The 20,268-nt window shown below is 62.8% G+C and carries 20 protein-coding genes; 11 read left to right on the plus strand and 9 right to left on the minus strand.

Annotated features, from left to right (window positions below; translation table 11 throughout):
* Positions 1–153 precede the first annotated feature (153 nt).
* From GJR99_RS04810 to GJR99_RS04820, 3 genes are read left to right on the plus strand one after another with little or no spacing between them, the layout of a single operon-like run.
* On the plus strand, positions 154–2,079 hold the full coding sequence (locus GJR99_RS04810) for a NosD domain-containing protein (protein ID WP_151109807.1): 1,926 nt from the start codon (positions 154–156) through the stop codon (positions 2,077–2,079).
* Positions 2,072–2,908 carry an ABC transporter ATP-binding protein gene (locus GJR99_RS04815; protein WP_151109809.1) on the plus strand — a complete coding sequence of 279 codons (837 nt, stop codon included), beginning with the start codon at positions 2,072–2,074 and terminating at the stop codon, positions 2,906–2,908. Before GJR99_RS04810 ends, GJR99_RS04815 begins: the two co-directional genes overlap by 8 nt.
* Positions 2,905–3,732 (plus strand): ABC transporter permease, encoded by an 828-nt coding sequence (locus tag GJR99_RS04820; RefSeq protein WP_151109811.1) that lies wholly within the window; start codon positions 2,905–2,907, stop codon positions 3,730–3,732. The genes GJR99_RS04815 and GJR99_RS04820 overlap by 4 nt, the downstream gene beginning before the upstream one ends.
* 24 nt (positions 3,733–3,756) lie before the next feature.
* On the opposite strand, the gene GJR99_RS04825 is transcribed toward GJR99_RS04820, so the two are convergent.
* Entirely contained in the window at positions 3,757–4,407 is a 651-nt protein-coding gene (locus tag GJR99_RS04825; protein ID WP_151109813.1) for an FAD-dependent oxidoreductase, read from the minus strand.
* Between the two features lie 285 nt (positions 4,408–4,692).
* On the opposite strand from GJR99_RS04825, the gene GJR99_RS04830 reads away from it, so the two are divergent.
* Together GJR99_RS04830 and GJR99_RS04835 are read left to right on the plus strand one after the other, a co-directional pair.
* On the plus strand, positions 4,693–6,453 hold the full coding sequence (locus GJR99_RS04830) for a 2-oxoacid:acceptor oxidoreductase subunit alpha (protein ID WP_151109815.1): 1,761 nt from the start codon (positions 4,693–4,695) through the stop codon (positions 6,451–6,453).
* A complete protein-coding gene (locus GJR99_RS04835; RefSeq protein WP_151109817.1) occupies positions 6,450–7,313 on the plus strand; it encodes a 2-oxoacid:ferredoxin oxidoreductase subunit beta in 864 nt (287 codons plus the stop codon). The genes GJR99_RS04830 and GJR99_RS04835 overlap by 4 nt, the downstream gene beginning before the upstream one ends.
* Positions 7,314–7,343: 30 nt before the next feature.
* Here the strand turns inward: GJR99_RS04835 and GJR99_RS04840 are convergent, their stop codons facing one another.
* A complete protein-coding gene (locus tag GJR99_RS04840; RefSeq protein WP_151109819.1) occupies positions 7,344–8,054 on the minus strand; it encodes a DUF6517 family protein in 711 nt (236 codons plus the stop codon).
* Between the two features lie 351 nt (positions 8,055–8,405).
* On the opposite strand from GJR99_RS04840, the gene GJR99_RS04845 reads away from it, so the two are divergent.
* The 3 genes from GJR99_RS04845 (at position 8,406) to GJR99_RS04855 (ending at position 10,971) form a co-directional block, all read left to right on the plus strand.
* On the plus strand, positions 8,406–9,773 hold the full coding sequence (locus GJR99_RS04845; RefSeq protein ID WP_151109821.1) for a geranylgeranyl reductase family protein: 1,368 nt from the start codon (positions 8,406–8,408) through the stop codon (positions 9,771–9,773).
* A gap of 120 nt (positions 9,774–9,893) precedes the next feature.
* Positions 9,894–10,676 carry an aldo/keto reductase gene (locus GJR99_RS04850; RefSeq protein ID WP_151113854.1) on the plus strand — a complete coding sequence of 261 codons (783 nt, stop codon included), beginning with the start codon at positions 9,894–9,896 and terminating at the stop codon, positions 10,674–10,676.
* Positions 10,677–10,779: 103 nt separating this feature from the next.
* A complete protein-coding gene (locus GJR99_RS04855) occupies positions 10,780–10,971 on the plus strand; it encodes a DUF7333 family protein (protein ID WP_151109823.1) in 192 nt (63 codons plus the stop codon).
* A gap of 44 nt (positions 10,972–11,015) precedes the next feature.
* Here GJR99_RS04855 and GJR99_RS04860 read toward each other — a convergent pair whose 3' ends face one another.
* The 3 genes from GJR99_RS04860 to GJR99_RS04870 form a co-directional block, all read right to left on the minus strand.
* The gene (locus tag GJR99_RS04860; RefSeq protein WP_151109825.1) at positions 11,016–12,143 is read right to left on the minus strand and encodes a DUF373 family protein; all 1,128 of its coding nucleotides are present in this window, start codon (positions 12,141–12,143) and stop codon (positions 11,016–11,018) included.
* A 68-nt stretch (positions 12,144–12,211) separates the two neighbouring features.
* Positions 12,212–13,213, minus strand: coding sequence for a signal peptide peptidase SppA (gene sppA, locus GJR99_RS04865; protein ID WP_151109827.1), 1,002 nt, complete (start codon positions 13,211–13,213; stop codon positions 12,212–12,214).
* Positions 13,214–13,302: 89 nt separating this feature from the next.
* Positions 13,303–14,226 (minus strand): coiled-coil protein, encoded by a 924-nt coding sequence (locus GJR99_RS04870; protein ID WP_151109828.1) that lies wholly within the window; start codon positions 14,224–14,226, stop codon positions 13,303–13,305.
* Positions 14,227–14,525: 299 nt separating this feature from the next.
* Here GJR99_RS04870 and GJR99_RS04875 point away from each other — a divergent pair, with 299 nt between their 5' ends.
* Positions 14,526–14,951 carry a DUF371 domain-containing protein gene (locus GJR99_RS04875; protein ID WP_151109830.1) on the plus strand — a complete coding sequence of 142 codons (426 nt, stop codon included), beginning with the start codon at positions 14,526–14,528 and terminating at the stop codon, positions 14,949–14,951.
* A 42-nt stretch (positions 14,952–14,993) separates the two neighbouring features.
* On the plus strand, positions 14,994–15,806 hold the full coding sequence (locus GJR99_RS04880) for an endonuclease III domain-containing protein (RefSeq protein WP_151109832.1): 813 nt from the start codon (positions 14,994–14,996) through the stop codon (positions 15,804–15,806).
* Between the two features lie 80 nt (positions 15,807–15,886).
* Here GJR99_RS04880 and GJR99_RS04885 read toward each other — a convergent pair whose 3' ends face one another.
* The 3 genes from GJR99_RS04885 to GJR99_RS04895 all read right to left on the minus strand — a co-directional run bounded on the left by GJR99_RS04885 (position 15,887) and on the right by GJR99_RS04895 (position 18,820).
* A complete protein-coding gene (locus GJR99_RS04885) occupies positions 15,887–16,318 on the minus strand; it encodes a DUF7332 family protein (protein ID WP_151109834.1) in 432 nt (143 codons plus the stop codon).
* A 99-nt stretch (positions 16,319–16,417) separates the two neighbouring features.
* On the minus strand, positions 16,418–16,801 hold the full coding sequence (locus tag GJR99_RS04890) for a methylglyoxal synthase (RefSeq protein WP_151109836.1): 384 nt from the start codon (positions 16,799–16,801) through the stop codon (positions 16,418–16,420).
* Positions 16,802–16,897: 96 nt separating this feature from the next.
* Entirely contained in the window at positions 16,898–18,820 is a 1,923-nt protein-coding gene (locus GJR99_RS04895) for a beta-CASP ribonuclease aCPSF1 (RefSeq protein WP_151109838.1), read from the minus strand.
* A gap of 249 nt (positions 18,821–19,069) precedes the next feature.
* On the opposite strand from GJR99_RS04895, the gene GJR99_RS04900 reads away from it, so the two are divergent.
* Positions 19,070–19,549 carry a hypothetical protein gene (locus GJR99_RS04900; protein WP_151109840.1) on the plus strand — a complete coding sequence of 160 codons (480 nt, stop codon included), beginning with the start codon at positions 19,070–19,072 and terminating at the stop codon, positions 19,547–19,549.
* Between the two features lie 41 nt (positions 19,550–19,590).
* Here the strand turns inward: GJR99_RS04900 and GJR99_RS04905 are convergent, their stop codons facing one another.
* Entirely contained in the window at positions 19,591–20,082 is a 492-nt protein-coding gene (locus tag GJR99_RS04905; RefSeq protein WP_151113857.1) for an HTH domain-containing protein, read from the minus strand.
* Positions 20,083–20,268 lie beyond the last annotated feature (186 nt).

Raw genomic sequence — 20,268 nt, forward strand, 5'->3', positions numbered from 1 at the left:
CACACCCCTTCGACGCACAGACCATCGTGCATATCACTCCTCGGTGCCGTAGCCCCGAGCATGTGTGACTGTACGAACGAGACGGAGCTCCTGGCGGCGGGCCGCCGCCGTGGAGTCGTCCTCGGCGCGGGGGTCGCCGGAGGCTGACTGCCGATGGCGATTGTTACCCCGTCTGCGACCAAGTGGGTCGCCGGCGTGACGACCCTCGTCCTCGTCCTCGCGAGCGTCTCGTTCGTCGTTCCTGCCGCAGGAACCGTCTCGCCCGTCCCGTTCGACGACACGGTGAAGACCGGCGGGACGGCGGTCGATATCCGCCTCTCGGAGGTCGAAGGCTTCGAAGTTCCCGTCGCGCAGGTTCACTTCTCTCGGTACCGCTACGTCATCGGATACTACGACGTGACCACGGCCGCGGCCGATATCGCGTCGCCCGAGAGCGCCCGGCAGTTCGGAGACCCACTCGCCGTGTTCGTCTCCGACTACGCGACCGTCTCGCCGGTCGTCGACGACGACGGCTACCTTCGGACGCAACACAACCGACAGCCAGGATGGGTCGAGGCGTCCGAGGCGTCGTTCGTCGTCGGTTCGTCGGCCCGTGTTCCCTCCGGACCCATCGCCGTTCCGTTCTCTGATGCCGACAACGCACAGTCGTTTGCCGACCGATACGGCGGTGAAGTCGTCGGCTGGCAGACGTTCCGCGAGCGTTCGGAGAGCACACTCGAAACCCGACTCGCCGCCTTCGAGGCGTCTGTCACCGCCCACCACGACTGGGCCAATCAGACCGTCACTGCGAGTGATTCGCTCTTCGACCGGCCCGTCTCGACCGTCGTCGGAGAAGACGCGCCGACCGTCGAGGCGGCCGTCGAGTCCGCCCCCGCGAACACCGCCGTCTACGTGCCGCCGGGGAACTACTCGGTCGATACGGTCGAACTGAACCGCTCTGTTACCCTCGTCGGTGCCGGCCCGGAGACGCGACTGGTCGGTGACGGAAACGGCAGCGTCGTCCACGTTCGGGCCGACAGGGGGGCCGTGGCGAATCTCTCGATATCGGGCGTCGGGTCGGTCGGTACGCGACGCATTCAGGCGACCAACGAGTCGGTCGACTGGGACACTCGCGTCCAACTCGCGTACGGACGCGGCGACGCCGGTATCGTCCTCGACGGGGCGAACGACTCCGCAGTTCGCGGCGTCCACATCGACACGCCCGCGAGTGGAATCATCGTCCGCGAGAGCGCCGACAGCGTCCTCGCGAATCTCTCCATACAGGGCGCAGAGACGGCCTCCGAGGGCTTCATGGGCGTCGTCCTCATCGGAGAACGGTCGGTCGTCGAAACCTCGACGTTCCGCGACGGGCGCGACAGCGTCTACACGCACCGCGCCGACGGGAGTGTCGTCAGAAACAACCGCATGGAAGGCGGCCGCTACGGCGTCCACGAGATGTACACGTCGGACGTGCTCGTCGCCGGTAACGTCGTCCGCGACAACAGAATCGGCGTCATCATCATGACGCGCCCAATCGGTAATCTCGTCGTCGGAAACGACGTTCGCAACGCTAACTTCGGCTTCATCCCCGCCGGGAGCGACACCTACGTCGCAGACAACGTCTTCGCCGACAACGAGTACGGCATGGACGTCAGCGGCGACCGGCAGGTGTACGTCCGAAACACCGTCGTCGGAAACGACGTGGGCGTCCGCGGGAGTTCGACGTTCCCGACGAACGTCGTCGTCCACAACGATATCGTCGGCAACGACCGGCAGGTCGAATCGAAACTCGGCCCGATGCGGACGTGGACGCGCGACGGAGAAGGCAACTACTGGGGTGACTTGCCACTCGAAGACGCCGACCGCGACGGCGCGTACGACCGAGCGTTCCAACCCTCTGGTCCGGTCGATTCCGAACTCGGCCGACACCAGGCGGCGCTCACGCTCTCGCGGGCACCGATGATGGACGCATTACGACGTGCACGCGACGACGTCGCCGGCCTTCGCGGGTCCGGCGTCGTCGATGCCGCACCGCGAACGACACCGGTTCGCCCGGACGTCCTCACGACGCTCAACACGACGGAGGAAACCGATGCCTGATGGAGAGACACCCGCCAACGAGGCGACAGAGACAGTAGCCACAGCGCAGCCGAACGACCCGGCGACGGCGACGACCACCGGGGCACCGGAGGCGAACCCCACCCCCGGTCCCGATTCGTCGGCGTCACACCCGGCCATCGAAGCGACCGGGCTGAGTCACGCGTTCGGAGACGTGCGCGTCCTCGAAGACGTGTCGCTGTCGGTGGCACCCGGCGAAATCGTCGCACTCGTCGGCCCGAACGGGTCCGGTAAATCGACGCTCTTGCGGTTCCTCGCGAAGGTCCGCGCCCCCGACGAGGGGACGGTTACGATAGGCGAGGCCGGCGAGACGCGCGTGGGCTATCTCCCCCAGCAACCGGGGTTCCGGTCCGGGTTTTCTGCCGAAGACACACTCCAGTTCTACGCCCAGTTCGTCGACGACGAAATTGACGTGCCAGACATCCTCGACCGAGTCGGTCTCTCGGGTGCGGCGAATCGGCGGGTCGAGGCGCTCTCCGGCGGGATGACCCGTCTGCTCGGCCTCGGACGTGCACTCGTCGGCGACCCGGACGCCCTCGTCCTCGACGAACCCGCGAGTGGGCTCGACCCCGGAATGGTCGAACGTCTCTTCGGCATCGTCTCCGACCTCGCCGCCGATGGAACTGCAATCATCCTCTCGTCGCACAATCTCGGGCCGGTCGAACGCACTGCGGACCGCGTCGTCGTCCTCGACGACGGCAGATTCGTCGCGGACGCCCCGCCCCGCGAGATAGTCGAATCGGCCGGTGCGGCCGACCTCCAGACTGCCTTCGGGACGCTCGTCTCGACCGACGGGGTGGACGGCAGATGAGCGACGCGCCTCCCCGCACGAACGACCGGCAGGACCTCGTCGCAATCGCGACCCGCGAACTTCGGACCGTCGTTCGAACACCTGCAGTCGTCGCGCTGTCTGTCGTGTTCGGACTGACCGTCGTCGCCGTCACCGCCGCGGGGTCCGGGTCACGAGGCGGATACGTCCCACTCGTCCTCGACCTGGTGCCCTTCGTGGAGGCGCTCGTCCCACTCCTCGCGTTCGCGCTCTGTTATCGCGCGGTGCTCTCGGACCGACAGGCCGGCGAACTCGACGTCCTCAGGACGTTCGACGTCTCTCGACCCGCCTACGTCGGCGGCGTCTTCCTCGGGCGGAGTCTCGCCCTCGTCACCGTGGTCTTCGGGTCACTTCTCGTCGCGGCCGCGATGGTTCCGGTGCTGTCGCCCGACAAACCGACGTTCCTCGCGTTGAACGAGGCGGCCGACTCACCGGTTGCGTTCGTCCGATTCGCTGTCCTCGCCGTGTTGTTCGCACTGGCGACGGCGGCCGTCGCACTCGCAATCTCTGCGGCGGCGCGCACCGCGAGACAGGCACTCGCCCTCGCCATCGGGTTGCTCGTCGCCTTCCTCGTCGGCGTCGACGCAGCAGCAGTCGCTGCACTCGCTTCGGGGACCGTCGGCATCGACGCCGTTCCGTACATCCTCGCGGTGAGTCCGAACGGAGCGTTTCGGTCGCTCGTCTTCGGCGTCGCCGTCGAGACGGGCGGCGCCGTGTCGCCACTCACGGCACTGTTGGGACTCGGCGGGTGGGTCGTCGGTGCGCTGGCAGTGGCCGTCGTGACGGCGTGGCGCCCCGTCGAATGAGAACCGAGAGACTGGACTCCGTCTTCAGCCGAAGTTTTCGACTTTCGCCGCGTCGGCGTCGCCGCCGGCCGCTTCGAGCGCCTCGATTGCGGCATCCACGAACGAAGCGAACCCGTAGACGAAGACCTGTTCCTCGTCGACGTCGTCGCCGGAGAGTGCGTCTGCGACAGCGTCTGTCAGGTCTGCCTCGTCGTCCGTGACGACGACAGACGCACCGGCGTCGCTGAGGGCGTCGAGTCGCGTTTCGTGCGCGGGCGCGTCGTCAAGGTATACGACTGCGGCCTCGTTTCCGTCTGCGACGGCCGCTTCGGCGATACCGACTGCCGGACCGATACCTGGGCCGCCAGCGAGGACGACCACGGAGGCTTCGCCATCGTAGTAACTCTGGCCGAAGGGTCCCGAGAGGTCGATGGTGTCGCCCGCTGCCAGCGATTCGAGGTGGTGGCTGAACGGTCCTGCTTCGTCGGGGTCGATACCGACGGTCACTTCGAACGTATCCGTGACGCCGGGCGACGAGAGCGTGTAGAAACGGGCGTACGATTCGTCGTCGATAGTTGCGGAGAGTTTGACGAACTGGCCCGGTTCGGCCTCGAACTCCGCTGGCGTCTCGAACTCGATAGCGACCGTTCCGGGTCCGACGTCGCGGACCGCAGCAACGGTGACGGTTGCGTCCATGGGCCCGCTTCGGCGCACGCTCACAAGGGCCTTGCCTTCCACCTCGGCTACGGTCAGCTATCCCCCCACCGGAAACCGGTCAACGTTGCCGCGAGGCGCCGAGATTCGGCGTAATTGGACATACGTCCACCCATCTCCGTGAGAGTGCCTAATCAAACAGCATGTGGGGCTGAAAAATACACTCTCGAGGGGGTGTCGTGACGGTATTCGTTGATTGACGACAGCGATTATTTACACAAATTTTCAGAAGGCTTTTGACCCGGCTATGGGTAGATTTCACTCAGCATGCCTGCGGACTTCAATTGGGCCATCGGCGGCGAGGCTGGCGATGGCATCGACTCCACGGGGAAGATTTTCGCTCAGGCACTCTCCCGGGCTGGACGTCACGTGTTCACGTCGAAGGACTTCGCATCGCGAATCCGCGGCGGGTACACCGCGTACAAGGTTCGGACTGCCATCGACCCCGTACAGAGTGTCGTCGACCGTCTCGACGTACTCATTGCACTAACACAACGAACAATCGACGAGAACCTCGACGAGCTCCACGACGGGTCGGTCATCATCTACGACGGTGACCGCTCGACGATGGCTGACGTCGAAATCCCGGAGGGGATGATTGGGCTGGACGTTCCCCTCAAAGCACTCGCCGAGGAAGCAGGTGGCGCTATCATGCGCAACGTCGTCGCACTGGGTGCGGCGTGCGCCGTCGCCGACTTCCCCATCGAGAACCTCGACAGCGCACTCAAGAAGCGCTTCGGTGGCAAGGGTGAGGCCATCGTCGAGAACAACAAGAAGGCTGCCCGAGCAGGCCTCGAATACGTCAACGAGGAGTTCGACTACGAGTTCGACTACGACCTCGAGACGACGGACAACGACTACGTCCTGCTCAACGGTGACCAGGCCATCGGCATGGGTGCCATCGCCGCTGGCTGTCGCTTCTACGCTGGCTACCCCATCACGCCCGCGACCAACGTGATGGAGTACCTGACTGGCCGTATCGAACGATACGGTGGCCACGTCGTGCAGGCGGAGGACGAACTCGCCGCCATCAACCTCGCACTCGGTGCGGCACGCGCCGGTGCGCGCTCGATGACGGCCACCTCCGGTCCAGGTATCGACCTGATGGCCGAGACGTTCGGCCTCGTCGCCACCTCGGAGACGCCGCTCGTCATCGTCGACGTCATGCGCTCGGGTCCCTCGACGGGGATGCCGACCAAGCAAGAACAGGGCGACCTGAACATGATGCTCTACGGCGGCCACGGCGAGATTCCGCGCTTCGTCGTCGCACCGACGAGCATCGACGAGTGCTTCTGGAAGACCGTCGAGGCGTTCAACATGGCGGAGAAGTACCAGCTTCCGGTCTACGTCGCGGCCGACCTCGCGATGGCCGTCACGGAACAGACGTTCCCGCCAGAGGCGTTCGACATGGACAAAGTCGAAATCGACCGCGGCAAGGTCGTCGACGACGACTCCATCGACGAATGGCTCGACGAGAAGGGCCGGTTCCAACCGCACGCCATCACCGACGACGGCGTCAGTCCGCGCGCGTTCCCCGGCACGAAACAGGGCGCACACATGTCGACCGGTCTCGAACACGACGAACTCGGACGCCGGACCGAAGACCGCGAAATGCGCGTCGAGCAAGTCAACAAGCGCGACCGGAAGGTCGAGACGGCGAAATCCAGCGAAGACCTCTCGCCGCGTGAGTTCGGCAACCCCGACTCCGACTCGCTCATCATCTCGTGGGGGTCGAACGAAGGTGCACTCGTCGAAGCACTGGACTTCCTCGAAGAAGATGGCGTCGACGTTCGTATCCTGTCGGTCCCGTACATGTTCCCGCGACCCGACCTCACCGAGGACGTCGAGGCGGCCGACGACGTCATCGTCGTCGAATGTAACGCGACGGGTCAGTTCGCCAACGTCGTCGAACACGACACGTTGACCCGTGTCAAGCGCATCAACAAGTACGACGGCGTCCGCTTCAAGGCGGACGAACTCGCAGACGAAATCAAAGCTACCCTCGAGGCAGAGGAGGTTTCCGCATGAGCTCAGACGTTCGCTTCACCGACTTCAAATCCGACAAGCAACCGACCTGGTGTCCCGGCTGTGGGGACTTCGGGACGATGAACGGCATCATGAAGGCGCTGGCCAACTCCGGCACCGACCCCGACAACACGTTCGTGGTCGCCGGTATCGGCTGTTCCGGTAAAATCGGGACGTACATGCACTCGTACGCCATCCACGGCGTCCACGGGCGCTCGCTTCCCGTCGCCGCTGGCGTCAAACTGGCTAACCCCAACCTGACCGTCGTCGCCGCCGGTGGTGACGGTGACGGGTACTCTATCGGTGCTGGCCACTTCATCCACGCCGTCCGCCGCAACGTCGACATGGCCTACACCGTCATGGACAACCGTATCTACGGCCTGACGAAGGGTCAGGCGTCGCCCACCTCGCGCGAGGACTTCGAAACCTCGACGACGCCCGAAGGCCCACAACAGCCGCCGGTCAATCCGCACGCACTCGCACTGGCCGCCGGTGGCACGTTCATCGCGCAGTCCTTTGCGACTGACCACAAGCGTCACGCCGAAATCGTCCAGCAGGCTATCGAACACGACGGCTTCGGCTTCGTGAACGTGTTCAGCCCGTGTGTCACGTTCAACGACGTCGACACCTACGACTACTTCCGCGACAACCTCGTGGACCTCGCGGACACCGACCACGACCCGACCGACTACGACGCCGCCAAAGAGAAGATTCTCGACTCCTCGAAGGAGTACGAGGGCGTCATCTACAAAGACGAGAGTTCGGTCTCCTACGAACAGAAGTTCGGCGTCGACGAGAACATGTCCGAGATTCCGTCGGGCGCTCCCGACGACGCGATGGACCTCGTCCGCGAGTTCTACTAACTCGCCGACGACCCACTTCGGTCGACCGGCCTACCTCGACGGCCCCAATTTCACCGTTCTTTCGACCGTCCCCGGATGCTCGATAGCGCTCGCCAGCGACGCAATCGCGTCTGTCTCGTCTACGCTTGCTTCGTGGACCCCGATGACGACGACGACGTCGTCGTCGTGTTCGACCGTCGCGACGTGGATGCGGACTTCTGCGCTGCCACCCTCGTAGGCGACTGACTCACCATCGATGGTGGTCTCACCCGCTTCGACGACGACTGTTCCTTCGTACGTGACGAGTTCCGTCTCCTCTCCGAGTATCGTCACGTCCCGGGCCGACACCTCACGCAGGCCGTTGACTTCGGGGACACTACCCAACGCCTGTGCGTCCGAGAGAAGTTCGAGGCCGGTTCCAACGAGTTCGCGGTTGCCGAGGTTCGCAATCGGATTCACCGACTGCCCAGCGACCTGCCGGTTCGGCGACGAGACGACGGCGAGGGCGGTAATGTCGTCGTCCGCTGTCGTCTTCGAGTACCCAGCGACCCACACCTCGACGCCGACAGTCTGTGACGCGGGTCCGGCCCCAACGTCGTACGCGAAGGGGACGACGGTGCTGTTCCCGTGGACGTATCCGTGTGATTCGTACGCCGACGCGGGAATCGTCGCGGGTTCGGCGGCGATGGTCGTCGTCCCGCCGAGGCACCCGGCGAGGACCACGACGAACGCGAGTGCAACGGCAGGTCTGGTCAGTCGCATGACGCCTCTAGAGGTGCTCGACGGGCATGACAGTCTCGCTTCGGCAGAAAATCGAGCCTCGAGACAGGTTCGTCACGTTACGCATCCGCGTTGCGGTGGGTGACGGTGTCGTGTTCGTGTTCGTGTTCAGTTTAGTCCAGTCCAGGCCAGGCCAGTCGGCGGTTCTGATGGAGGCGACAGTTCGGGAGACCGCCATTGGAGTGCAATCACGAGACACCTCAAACTGCACGTCGAACCGGGTCGGGAACCACCATCGCAGGGAGATTTCGGAACAACTCTCGACAGCGGACCCTCAGTTGTGAGGTATAGATACGGTCGTTTTTTATTACGTCAGCATCAACACCGGTTGATATGCCAGCGGAATCCTACGACATGGTCGTCGTCGGCGGAGGAACGGTGGGTGCCTTCGCTGCAGCGACGGCCGCCTCGGAAGGCCTCGACGTGGTCATCGTCGAGCGAAAGTCCGAGGAGGATAAAGGAGACATTGCCTGTGGTGACGCAATCAAGGGCAAGAGCACCTTTCCCGACGTAATCGACCTCGACTACCTGAAAGAAGAAGCGTTCACCAACCAGAACATCCGACGCGCCATCTTCGAGAACCCACAAGGAGACGACCTCGAAGTCGAGTTCGGCGCGCCCGGTGCGGTCCTCGACCGCAAACGCTACGGTGAAATCATCCTCGAAGAGGCCGAACGCGTCGGCGCAGACATCCACTTCGAGACCGTCGTCCAGGACGTCGTCCAAGACGACGACGGCTTCGTGACGGGTGTCCGAGCAAAGCGCAACGGTCGTGTCGTCGAGTACGACGCCGAAGTCGTCATCGACGGCGCAGGGTCGCTGTCCATCCTCCAGGACAAGACCGACTTCACCGGAACACGATTCGACACCAACGTCTCCTACCAGCAGTTCTGTTCTGCCTATCGCGAAGTGATGGAGGTCCCCGACCCGGTCGACTACCACGACGCTATCGTCTTCGGCCCCACCGAAGAACTCGGCTACGTCTGGTACTTCCCGCGCTCTCCGACCGAAATCAACGTCGGCCTCGGCTTCCAGATGAACAAGCCGCCGATGAAACTCGTCGAAGACCTCAAGAGACACGTCGCCGGTCGACCCGAGTTCGAAGCGGCGACAGTCACGAGCAAACTCGGCGCTGCACTTCCGACCCGCCGGCCTTACGACTCGGCCGTCGCAAACGGCTTCATCGCCGCAGGTGACGCCGCAGGGCACGTCAACCCGACGACCGGCGGCGGTATCCCCGGTGCGGCGAAGTCCGCTCACTGGGCCGTCAAGCGCGCTGTCAAAGCTATCTCTGAAGGTGACGTGAGCGAAGCGAACCTCTGGGAGTACAACCGCGACGTGATGACGGACTTCGGCAAGCGATTCGCCGCCGTCGACCTCTACAACATCTGGGGCGGTGCCCACGACGTAGACGAACTGACGCGAGTCGTCGCCTCCGTGCCCGGCCAACAACTGGCCGACGCGCTCAGCTCCGGTTCCTCGTCGATGAGTCTCGGACTCAAGATAGAGACGCTCGTCAAGTCGTTCGGCCACTGGGGCAAACTCTACGAACTCTACAAGGTCAGCAAACTCGCCGACGAGATTACGGACGTCTACAACGCCTACCCATCACGGCCGGGTGCCTTCGAGTCGTGGCAAGCGAGTCGTGACGACGTGATGGACCGACTGTACGACCTCTCCGGCGCAGAACCGAAGTACTGACTGTCCACAGAGAGTCGGAAAGATACGACACCTTCCGGAACCGATTTTCTTCTCCCGCCGTACGGTTCAGGTGTGACTGAACACTCCACTTCCGGAGACGACGTACCGACGGCAAACGGCATGCCGATGCTGGGCCTCGGCACGTGGGAGAACACCGACCCCGACGAGTGTACGAACGCTGTGAAGACGGCACTCGAGATGGGGTATCGCCACATCGACACCGCACAGATTTACGGGAACGAAGCGGAGGTCGGTGCCGGCATCGCCGCCGCAGACGTCGACCGTGAGGACATCTTCCTCGCGACCAAGGTCTGGATAAACGAACTCTCGCACGACGACGTCATCGAGAGCACCGAAGAGAGTCTCGACAAACTCGGCGTCGACTACGTAGACCTGCTGTACGTCCACTGGCCGGCCCGCGAGTACGACGCCGAAGAGACGCTCGACGCCTTCGACACGCTCGTCGAGAAGGGACTGACGAAACGAATCGGCGTCTCCAACTTCGAACCCGAGCAGGTCCGCGACGCTGTCGAGCGGTCCGAAGCGGGCATCTTCGCCAACCAAATCGAACTCCACCCACTCCTCCAGCAAGACGAACTCCGCGACGTCTGTGCCGAGGAAGGCGTCGAAATCGTCGCCTACTCCCCGCTCGCCCGTGGGAAGGTGTTCGACGTGGACGTGCTCTCGGACATCGCCGAGAAACACGGCGTGAGCGAACCACAGGTGTCGCTCGCGTGGCTTCGTGAGAACGGAATCACGGCCATCCCGAAGGCGACGAGTGAGGCACACATCAGCGACAACTGGGCGTCGCTCTCGCTCGAACTCGACGAGGAAGACATAGAGGCCATCGACGCCATCGAACAGGTCGACCGCCGGGTCGACCCCGACTTCGCTCCCTGGTAACCTCCCGACGAGTCCGCTTTTTCCGAGTTGGCCACATGCCGATAAGTCCGCTTTTCCCGAGTTGGCCACAACTGATTTGTTACCCGAGTCCTGACGAATTCGCATGAAATTCGACTTGCCAAAGACAGTCGCACTGCTCGTCAGTCTCGTGGTCCTCGGGACGGCGGCGCTCATCGGGATGGGGGTCATGGCGACGAGTACCGTGTTGATGATGGTGACGCCCGCGATGCTCGTCTTCGGTGCGGTCTGTCTCGCAGTGGGCGTCAAGCACGGCGAGTATCGTGCCTCCGACTAGTGTGATAGACGGGGGGCAAAACCGCTCGTCGAGAGTCGAAGTCGCTAGTTCTCTGCCCGTGGTTCGGTAACCTCGTCGAGCGCCTCGTCCGTGACGGTGGCCGAGATACGGACGCCGACGAGACTGATGACGATGCCCGCGACGATGAACATCACCAGTCGTTGCCCCGGCGTGAGTTCGAGTCGCCCGAACAAGACGAGTTGTGTGAGTTCTCCCTGCCGTTCGAGGAGGAACCCCGCGAAGCCTCGGAGGACCAACCCGATAGCGATGACGCCGAACGGGAGGTTCATGTACGACGTCGAGACGACTTCGTTGCCGATGAGTTCGTCCAGAAGACGGCCAGCACTGGCGGTGAGTGCGGCCAGCGCCAACCACGGAACGCTGTGGTAGACGAACAGGAGCGATGGGACGAGCAGTTCCTCACCGTTGTTCCCTGGGGCCCGAACGGCGAGTGCGCCGAGGAACAGGCCGACGATGGCTAACCCGGCCGCGACGGCGTAGGTGACGACAGACACTTGTCCCGAGTAGAGCGCGTCACGAACCTGTTCGGGTGCGTCCGAGAGGAACTCGTCGATGGCGAGTCCCTTGTAGAGGAGGACCGCACCGAGAAGTGCGGCGAGTCCCGCCAGCGCCACCGCAGGCGTGAACTGCACGAGAAGCAGTGGCAAGAGGAGCAACCCGACACCGACCGGGACGAGCACCGTCGAGCGCAGTTCTTCGTCAGCGAGGAATTGCTTGAGGAGGTAGTACGTCGATTCGATGTCGTGGGCCTGCCGGACGACGACGCGGTCGACCGCATCGACCCGGAGGCGACTTTCGACGACAGGAACGAGTCGCTCGTCCTCTGCGCTGTCGATGACGACCACCGCCGAGTCGAACTCGTAGCTTTTGACCAACTCGTCGAGTTGGAGCGCGACTGCTCGGTCGGCACTGACAGCCGACTCCGACGACCCGGAGATGACCGCGATTTCTGCGTCCTCGCGTTCGTCTCTGAGTTCACGGGTGACACGTAACGTCTCGAGGAGGCAGTTGACACTCGAGTCCTCCGGGTCCGCGAGTCCGACGTCTGTGACGAGCGACCGGACGGCCTCCCATCCGACGACGGGCGTCGAGAGTCCCGACTTCCGGCCGATGTCGTTGGCACGGTCGACACAGAGGACGAGTGTTGTCACGTGGAAAACGAATGCAGTCGTGGGCTAAAAAGCCTCCCAGTCGTGGGAGGGGTTCTCGAAGGGATATCTCAGAAGCGGAACGAAAAGCCGTCGTCCACGTCGAACGACGACGAGACACCCGCGCCGAAAGCGTACGCGACACCCTCGACACCACCACGCAGGCGTTCTGCGAGACTGACCTGCGGCACGAACTCGCGAACCGACACCTCGTCGCGAGAGAGCAGTTCTGCGAGTCGGTCTTCGACGTCGTCACGGGTGCCGAGCGAATCGACGAGTCCGAGTTCGTGTGCTTCCTCGCCGAGATAGACGCGTGCTTCGGTCTCACGGATGGCCTCGGGGTCCATGTCTCGACCCTCGGCCACGCGTTCGACGAAGTCGTCGTAGTAGTCGTCGATGAGTCCCTGCAGGTAGGCGCGCTCGTCGTCCGTGGGTTCTTTGAGGGCGTTGCCGGCGTCTTTGTACTTTCCGGCCGCGAACCGCTCGTACGAGAGGCCGACTTTCTCTGCGAGTTCCGACGCGTTGACAGACGACCCGATGACGCCGATAGAACCGACGATACTCGCGTCGTGTGCCCACAACTCGTCGCACCCGCTGGCAATCCAGTATCCGCCGGACGCACAGGTGTCGGTGGCGTACGCGACGGTCGGCCCGTCGAAGTCGGCAGCGGCGCGTCGGATATCGTCGCTCGGGAGGACCTCTCCACCGGGCGTGTTGAGTTTGAGTAACAGTGCTTCGGCGTTGTCGTCGTCTGACGCCGCTTCGATTTGGGCGACGATGTCGTCGGCAGGCAGCCCTCCACCTCGGCCGGGAATCCTCCCGCCCCCGCCGTCGCGGCTGATGGGGCCTTCGACGGCGACTTCGGCGACGTCGTAGGTCGGGAACATAGACGCGGCGAGTTGGCCACCGACGCGGAGCGCGGCGACGACCGTTCCGATGACGAGAAGGACGCCGAGCAGTTCCGCGAGGTCGGACGGGACGCTGTAGAACAGCACCCACCCCACGAGAGCCGCGAGGACGGCCACGACGAAGACGACTACCGCTCGATAGAGACGCGTGAACTGGTTGGTCACGAGATATCACTCACACCTGCCGGTCAGGGCGCAGTCGCCATAAAAATGATACGTCGCGTGTGCGACGAAGAGAGAGAAACTGACCGAACTTAGAGCAGGCCGGCCTTCTGCAGCTTCATGAGGTCCTCGGTCTCGAGGGTCTCGCCTTCCTTGAACTTCTGGTAGATCTCCTCGGCCTCGGCCTTTGCGGCCTCGCGCTCTTCGGCACGGGAGTCCTTGCGCTGGCGCTCTTCCTTCTTGTCGAGTTCGCGGAGGCGCTTTTGGACGCGGACGAAGTCCTCGTGGTGACGGTCGGCCGCTTCCTGGGCTTCGACGAAGAGTTCGTGCATCTCGTCGGCCTTGTCACGGATGTCGTCGGCCTCGCGGTAGGCCTCGATCATCTGGTTGTGGTGCTCCTGTGCGTCGTCAGCGAGTTCGGTCACCTTCTGGTGGTGCTGGGACGCTTCGGAACGGACCTCCTCGGCCTCGGCGATGAGTTCTTCGAGGTCACCGCTCTCTTCGACCTTGTCCTTCTTCTGGTGGAGTTCGTCGCGCTTGTTCTCGATCTTCTCGATGAGTTCGCGCTCGTCTTCCGTCGAGAGAACTTCGGTCTGCTGGCGGAATTCGAGTTGCTCGATCTCCTCTTTGAGCTCGTCGATGTCCTTGCCGTCGTCGAGTTCGAGGTCGCTCTTCATCTCGTCGACCTCGTCGAACAGCTCGTTCGCCTGCGCGTTGAGCTCGTTGCGCTGGTTCTTGTGCTCCTGCACCTGCGAGTTCATCTCGTCGCGCTGTTCGCGGTGCTTCTGCGCCTCGTCGACCTTCTCGCGTGTCATCGCGTTGAGGTCGTCGCGCTTGGAGGCACGCTCGGAGGCCATCTGGTTCAGTTCGTTACGGCGGTCACGGAGTTGACCGGCAAGTTTGATGAGTTCGCCTTTCGAGCCGCTCTCGAGCTTTTCTTCTGGGAGATCGATGTTTCGTGACTCTTCGAGTTCCTGTACGTCGAACTCGTTGAGCACTTCCTGCTTCGTTACCATGCGTAATCAATCCTCGATACCATCACCGCTCCGTGCGTGGCGGCTGCTCTCTACGTGCAATCGACCGTGGATAAGAATTCCCGATCATTCTGCGTGCTATGCCGCCGGAACGCCGGAGGCGCTCAGGTACATGTTCATACAAGCGTCCGACTAATAAATACTTCGGTGGATAATCGGGTGAAAACCGTTACCACACCGCCCACAACCGCCGTATATGGCATGCTAGCTATTACCAAGATGGTATATAAATGGCCGTATGAATCGTGCAGGATAAACCTACCCACCCCCCACGACACCGCATGAGAGAGACGATTCGCGCCCGCGGCCACGAACACGTCAGTGCCGAGCACGCGAGTACGTTCGAAGTGACGAGCGACGATTGGTTGACGCCTGCCGGCGACTGCATCCTCGCGATAGACGCCGACCGCACGCCCGCTGATTTCGACGACGCGTTCGTCGAGGCGTGCCAGTCACACGACGCGACGCTCACCGTGACCGTGAGCGTCGACACGGGCGAGCGCACGTTCGAACAAACTGTCCGTGGGAGCGGCCACCCGGACCTCACCTTCACTGGCGACCGGAGTATCGTCTTCCGGACGAGCGACTACGTGGACGACCGGACCGGGATGGTCGGCGCAGAACACGCCGCCGACGGGTTCGACGACAAACTCGTCTCCGCGCTGGCCGTGGGCGCACCCGTCACGGTGACTATCGACGTGGCGTAACTGGAGAGAGTGCTTTTCCCTCTCGCGTCGTAACTGCCGTCGATGCCCGACGAACCGTCCGAAAACATCAGCGGTGGTTCCGGTGGGGGCGGCCGAACCGCCGCGTTCGAGGCCGCAGACCCTTCCTCAGCGACTCGCGCAGAAGTCGTCGTCGACCGACTGGGTGACCGGTACTGGCGGAAAGCCTACGGCGGACAGGGTGGATTCGAGTGTCTCGTTCGAACCATTCTCAGTCAAAACACGAGCGACAAAGCCAGCCAACCCGCACACGACGAGTTGATGAATCGGTTTGGCGGGTCGGACCTCGCAGAATCTCTCGCCGCAGCGGACCGAGAGGAACTCGTCGAGGCCATCCGTTCGGCCGGCCTCTACAACCAGAAGTCGAAACTCATCATCGGGGTCGCAGAGGAGGTGCTGGCGGACTTCGGGAGCGAGGCCGACTTCGACCGCTACGTCCGCGCGGAAGATTCGACGACCGTCCGTGACCGACTGTTGGAGATGAAGGGTGTCGGCCCGAAGACCGCCGACTGCGTCTTACTCTTCGCGGGCGGGCGCGGTGGTGTTTTCCCCGTCGATACGCACGTCCACCGCATCTCGCGTCGGCTCGGCCTCGCCCCCGCCGACGCCGACCACGAAACGGTGCGGGAGTACCTCGAACGCGACGTTCCATCGGAGAAGTGTGGCTTCGGCCACACGGCGATGATTCAGTTCGGCCGTGAGTACTGTACGGCGCGGAAGCCAGCGTGTTTGGATGGGCCGGAAGCGTGTCCGATGTCCGACGTGTGCGAGCGTGTGGGCGTGAGTCCAGAGACCGAAGCGGTCGTCGACCCTGCCGAAACGCTCACCGACGACTAAGAGTCGAACCACCCGAACCCACTCGCACAGACAGCGAATACGCCTTCGTCTACACCTCTAGCGCGTCTTCGTCTACACCTCTAACACGCCTTCGTCCGCAACCCGCTCACCGGCGACCCGTCGTCTCTGTACGACGATTCGACGCCACTTTCCGCGAACATCGGGAGATTCAGCGAGTAGTCGTAGACGACGCTGAACCGTGCGAACGGATTCGAGAGGAACGCCGTCGCGGGGCCGACACCGTCGAACGCGACACCGGCGCGGAGTTGGACGATTGGGGTGGACCCGATGCCACCGGTCGCCTCCATCCCGAAGCCACCCGGTTTCCCGAGGTTCTCGAACAGCGAGAGGAAAACCACGAGGTCGATACCGGCGTTATCGCCGCCGATATCGAACTGGTGGCCGTCACCGGGGAAACACGGTGAGGTCGCTCCACTCGCCGCCGCGACGGGAGTTGTGACGACAGAGACCACCACGAACAGCGTCAGACCCAGACGAATCGCAGCGTCCATACCGTCGGTACTGCGTTCTGGTAATTAAGAGTACGCCGACGTTCTCAGGACTGATACGTCGAAACCGGTGAGTTAGTTGCTCACTCCTCGCCGGCTAACTCACGCTTCGCCGTCTAACTGGTCGACGAGTTCGTCGAGAACGGCGTCTGCACTGGCGAGGTTGGTCGCGAGGGGCGTCTGGTGAACGTCGCAGATGCGAAGGAGCGCGGTGATGTCGGGTTCGTGCGGTTGGGCCGTGAGTGGGTCACGAAGGAAGACGACGCCGTCACAGGTCTCGTCGGCAATCTCTGCGCCGATTTGCATGTCACCACCGAGTGGACCCGACTGCTTGCGCTCGATGTCGAGGCCCGTCGCGTCGATGAGGCGCTGGCCAGTCGTTCCCGTCGCCATCAGTTCGAACCGTTCGAGGTCGGCCTTGCGTTCGTTCGCGAACTCGATGAGGTCGTCTTTCTTCTCGTCGTGGGCGATAAGTGCGAGGCGCATAGTGGTCACTCGTTCGAGAAAACTGATTAATGTTCGCCTACGGAACACGTGAGAGACCGGTCTGCGACAGAAGACGCCGTCGGCGACCGCGCGCCGTTACTTGAAGCGGAACGTCTCGAGGTTCTTCGGTGCGAACGTCCGCATGTTGTAGTTGTGGTAGAGCGCCGACGAGAGGTCCTGCACGGAGCGTTCGTCACCGTGGACACAGAGCACCTTCTCGGGGCGTGGGTTCATCGTCTTGATGAAGTTCTCGAGGCCCTGTCGGTCGGCGTGACCGGAGAACCCGTCCACCGTCTCGACGTCCATCTTGAGTTTCAGCGTGTTCGAGCGACCGCTGTTGTCGCGGTCGTTGACCGGAATCTCGTCCCATCCGTTCTGGATACGGCGGCCGAGCGTCCCCTGTGCCTGGTAGCCGACGAAGACGAGTCGGGACTTCGGGTCGGGGCCGACGTGGCGAAGCCAAGACATGATGGGGCCGCCCGTGACCATCCCCGACGTCGAGAGGATAATCGCCTGGTCGCCGTCTGCGACGTCCTGTCGTTCTTCTTCGCCGCCGTCGATGTGGTTGAACTCCTCGGCGAGGAACGGGTTTTCGTCCTCGTGGAAGATACGGTCGCGGAGTTCGTCGCGGAGATACTCGGGGTAGGTCGTGTGGATGGCCGTCGCCTCCCAAATCATCCCGTCTAAGTGGACGGGCATCTCCGGAATCTTGCCGTCGCGCATCGCCTGTTCGAGGACGAGCATAATCTCCTGTGACCGACCGACTGCGAACGCCGGGATGACGACCTTGCCACCACGGTCGTACGTCTCGTTGATGACCTCGATGAGGCGCTCTTCGGAGTCTTCCTGGTCGGTCTGGTAGTCGTTGCGACCACCGTAGGTGGATTCGAGGACGAGCGTCTCGACGCGGGGGAAGTCGTTGACTGCGCCGTTGAACAGGCGCGTGTCGTCGTAGTGGATGTCACCGGAGAACGCGACGTTGTAGAGGCCGTCACCGATGTGGAAGTGCGACACGGACGACCCGAGGATGTGCCCCGCGTTGTGGAAGGTGAGCTTCACGTCGGGCGCGATGTCGGTCACGTCGCCGTATTCGAGCGGGATGGTGTGTTTGATAGCCTCACGAACCATCTCCGACTCGTACGGCGGGGTACGGCCTTCTTTCGAGGCTACGTCGAGGTAGTCGAGGGTGAGCAGGCCCATCAGGTCGCGCGTGGGTTCCGTCGTGTAGATGGGGCCGTCGTAGCCGTACTTGAACAGCAGTGGAATCAGCGCAGAGTGGTCGAGGTGAGCGTGGGTCAAGACGACGGCGTCCAGCGAGTTCGCGCCCGAACCGAGCGCCTCGGGGACTTGAAGATACGGCACGTCGTCGGAACCGGGTTTGTCCCCGCAGTCGATGAGAATGCGCGTCTCGGGAGTCGAGAGAATAAACGAGGCGCGACCGACTTCGCGGCAGCAACCGAGCGTCGTGATACGAACCCACTCGTCGTTCGAGAGCTGTTCGCGGTGAATCTGTCGCCCCGTCCGTTCGAGAATCCGGCGGCGGTCTTCACGTTCTTGTTTCAAGAAGTTGCGGACGTTCGAGACAGTAGAGGATTCTATCGGTGGGGTGCGAACGACTTCGGGCGTCCAGCCGACTTCCTGAGTAATCTCTCTCAGTGTCGACCCGTGGCGGCCGATGACCATGCCTGGTTTCTGCGCCTCGATGACGACTTCGCCGGTATCCACGTGGAAGTCGAGGTCGGTGACACCCGCTTCCTCGGGGATGACGTCCATAATCTGCGGTTCGGCCTCGCGTGGGTCAGATAGCACGTCGGGGTCGGGTCGAACCGTGATGCGCTTTCGGAGTTTGCTCGCGAGTTTCCGAATAAGGTCGCCGTTCTTGGCGAACTTCTTCGGGTCGCGAGTGTAAACGACGAGTTCGGGACCCTCGTACTTGACGTCGGAAACCGAGATGTCGCGTGGAAGTTCGTTCGTAATCTCTGCCTTCAGATTCTCGAGTTGTTTATCTACGGAACTCATAGTTACGAGCGACCTATCCGGACCAACGCCGGTAGGTCTCGGGAACCGCTGCCTCAGGAACGTTAACGCGAGACGGGCCACACGTGGTGGTTCCGTTCTCGGTCGACTGCGAAGAGAGCATAGTGTACTGAATACGGTGGTATCTCGACTGCGGGAAGAGGCAGGGAAAACCCGCTTATCCGAGTGTACCGTTTCGTCAGTATAAAACCCTTCGCAAAACCGAAGCATATCGCCGCCTTTCGGAGTACTATGGAACTCACACCAGCGGCGGTCACAGACGAACATCGATGGGTTCGCGACAGGGCCGACGTCGTCGTCCCACTCATCAACGAGACCCGAGAACGACTCGGGGAGTTGTTCGATACCACCGTCGGCGAGGTCGACGACGAGACCTACATCGCGGCCGTCGACGAGGTGTTCGCCGACGGAGATGTCGGCGTCAACGTCGCGGCGTACGTCCGAATCCTCCGCGAGTTAGATGTCGAAGGCGACTATCCCGGATTCATCGTCGACGAAGTGCTCGGTCGGAAACTCGCGTCGACCATCGCTGGTGGCGACCCACTGGGCCTCCTCGCGGAGGCGACGTTCCACTTCGCCGACGTCGCGGTTCACACCGATGGCCCCGCCGGACTCGACGATTTGGACGCCGCACTCGCCGCTGGCTTCCAGACACGTCTCCCTGGGTGGTCGTGGCGCCAGCGAGACTCTCCGTTCGACAGTGTGCTTTGAGACAGATAAAAGAGTATTCGACGGAGTACCAGACTCGACGCCTACCACTCGATCGTCATCGGCCTGTCCGGCCACTCCGGTTCGATTCGCGTATCGAGTTCGTCGACACGTGACCGAAGCGCGCCCGTACATTGCTCACACGCAGTGACGTGCGAGAGGACGCCCTCTTCGTACTCAGCCATGACCGCTCGAGGTGCTCGTCGAGTCAACCGTTCCGGCCCCATCCGGCCGACGCTTCGTTTGACGGGGTCGCCCAACCCCGATAGCTGTTCGCCTCTGTTTGCACACCAGCGAGCGTACGACTGTAGTTTGTCGCGAGCACGGCGCTCTCTCGGGGAGGTCCGTCCGGAGATGTCGACGAACTTGTCCCACGTTTCGACGGTGTATCCGTCGATGACACCGCGTTCTGTAGCGTCGTCTAATCGGTCGATTACTGGTTCGAACTCTGTTCGCTTCCCACTGCGCACCCAGAGTTCGACTCGAATCGACCCGCGCTGTGGAGTCGGACGCTTGCCGCTCTTGGTACTGTCTATTGCTAACACACCGTCCACCAGTTCGCAGGTACGGTTTCGGGGAATATGTAGCTAGGTGTATTCATCAACGGCTGATTCTCGAGAAAAATTGGTGATGTGAGAGACAAGAATCGGTGTCTCACCGGCAGTGCCAGTCTCCGACCCCCTTCGGGGCGTTTAAGGGTTCGCTACGGCTACCGATGGGCA

It is taken from the genome of Haloferax marinum, assembly GCF_009674625.1.
Lineage (GTDB): Archaea > Halobacteriota > Halobacteria > Halobacteriales > Haloferacaceae > Haloferax > Haloferax marinum.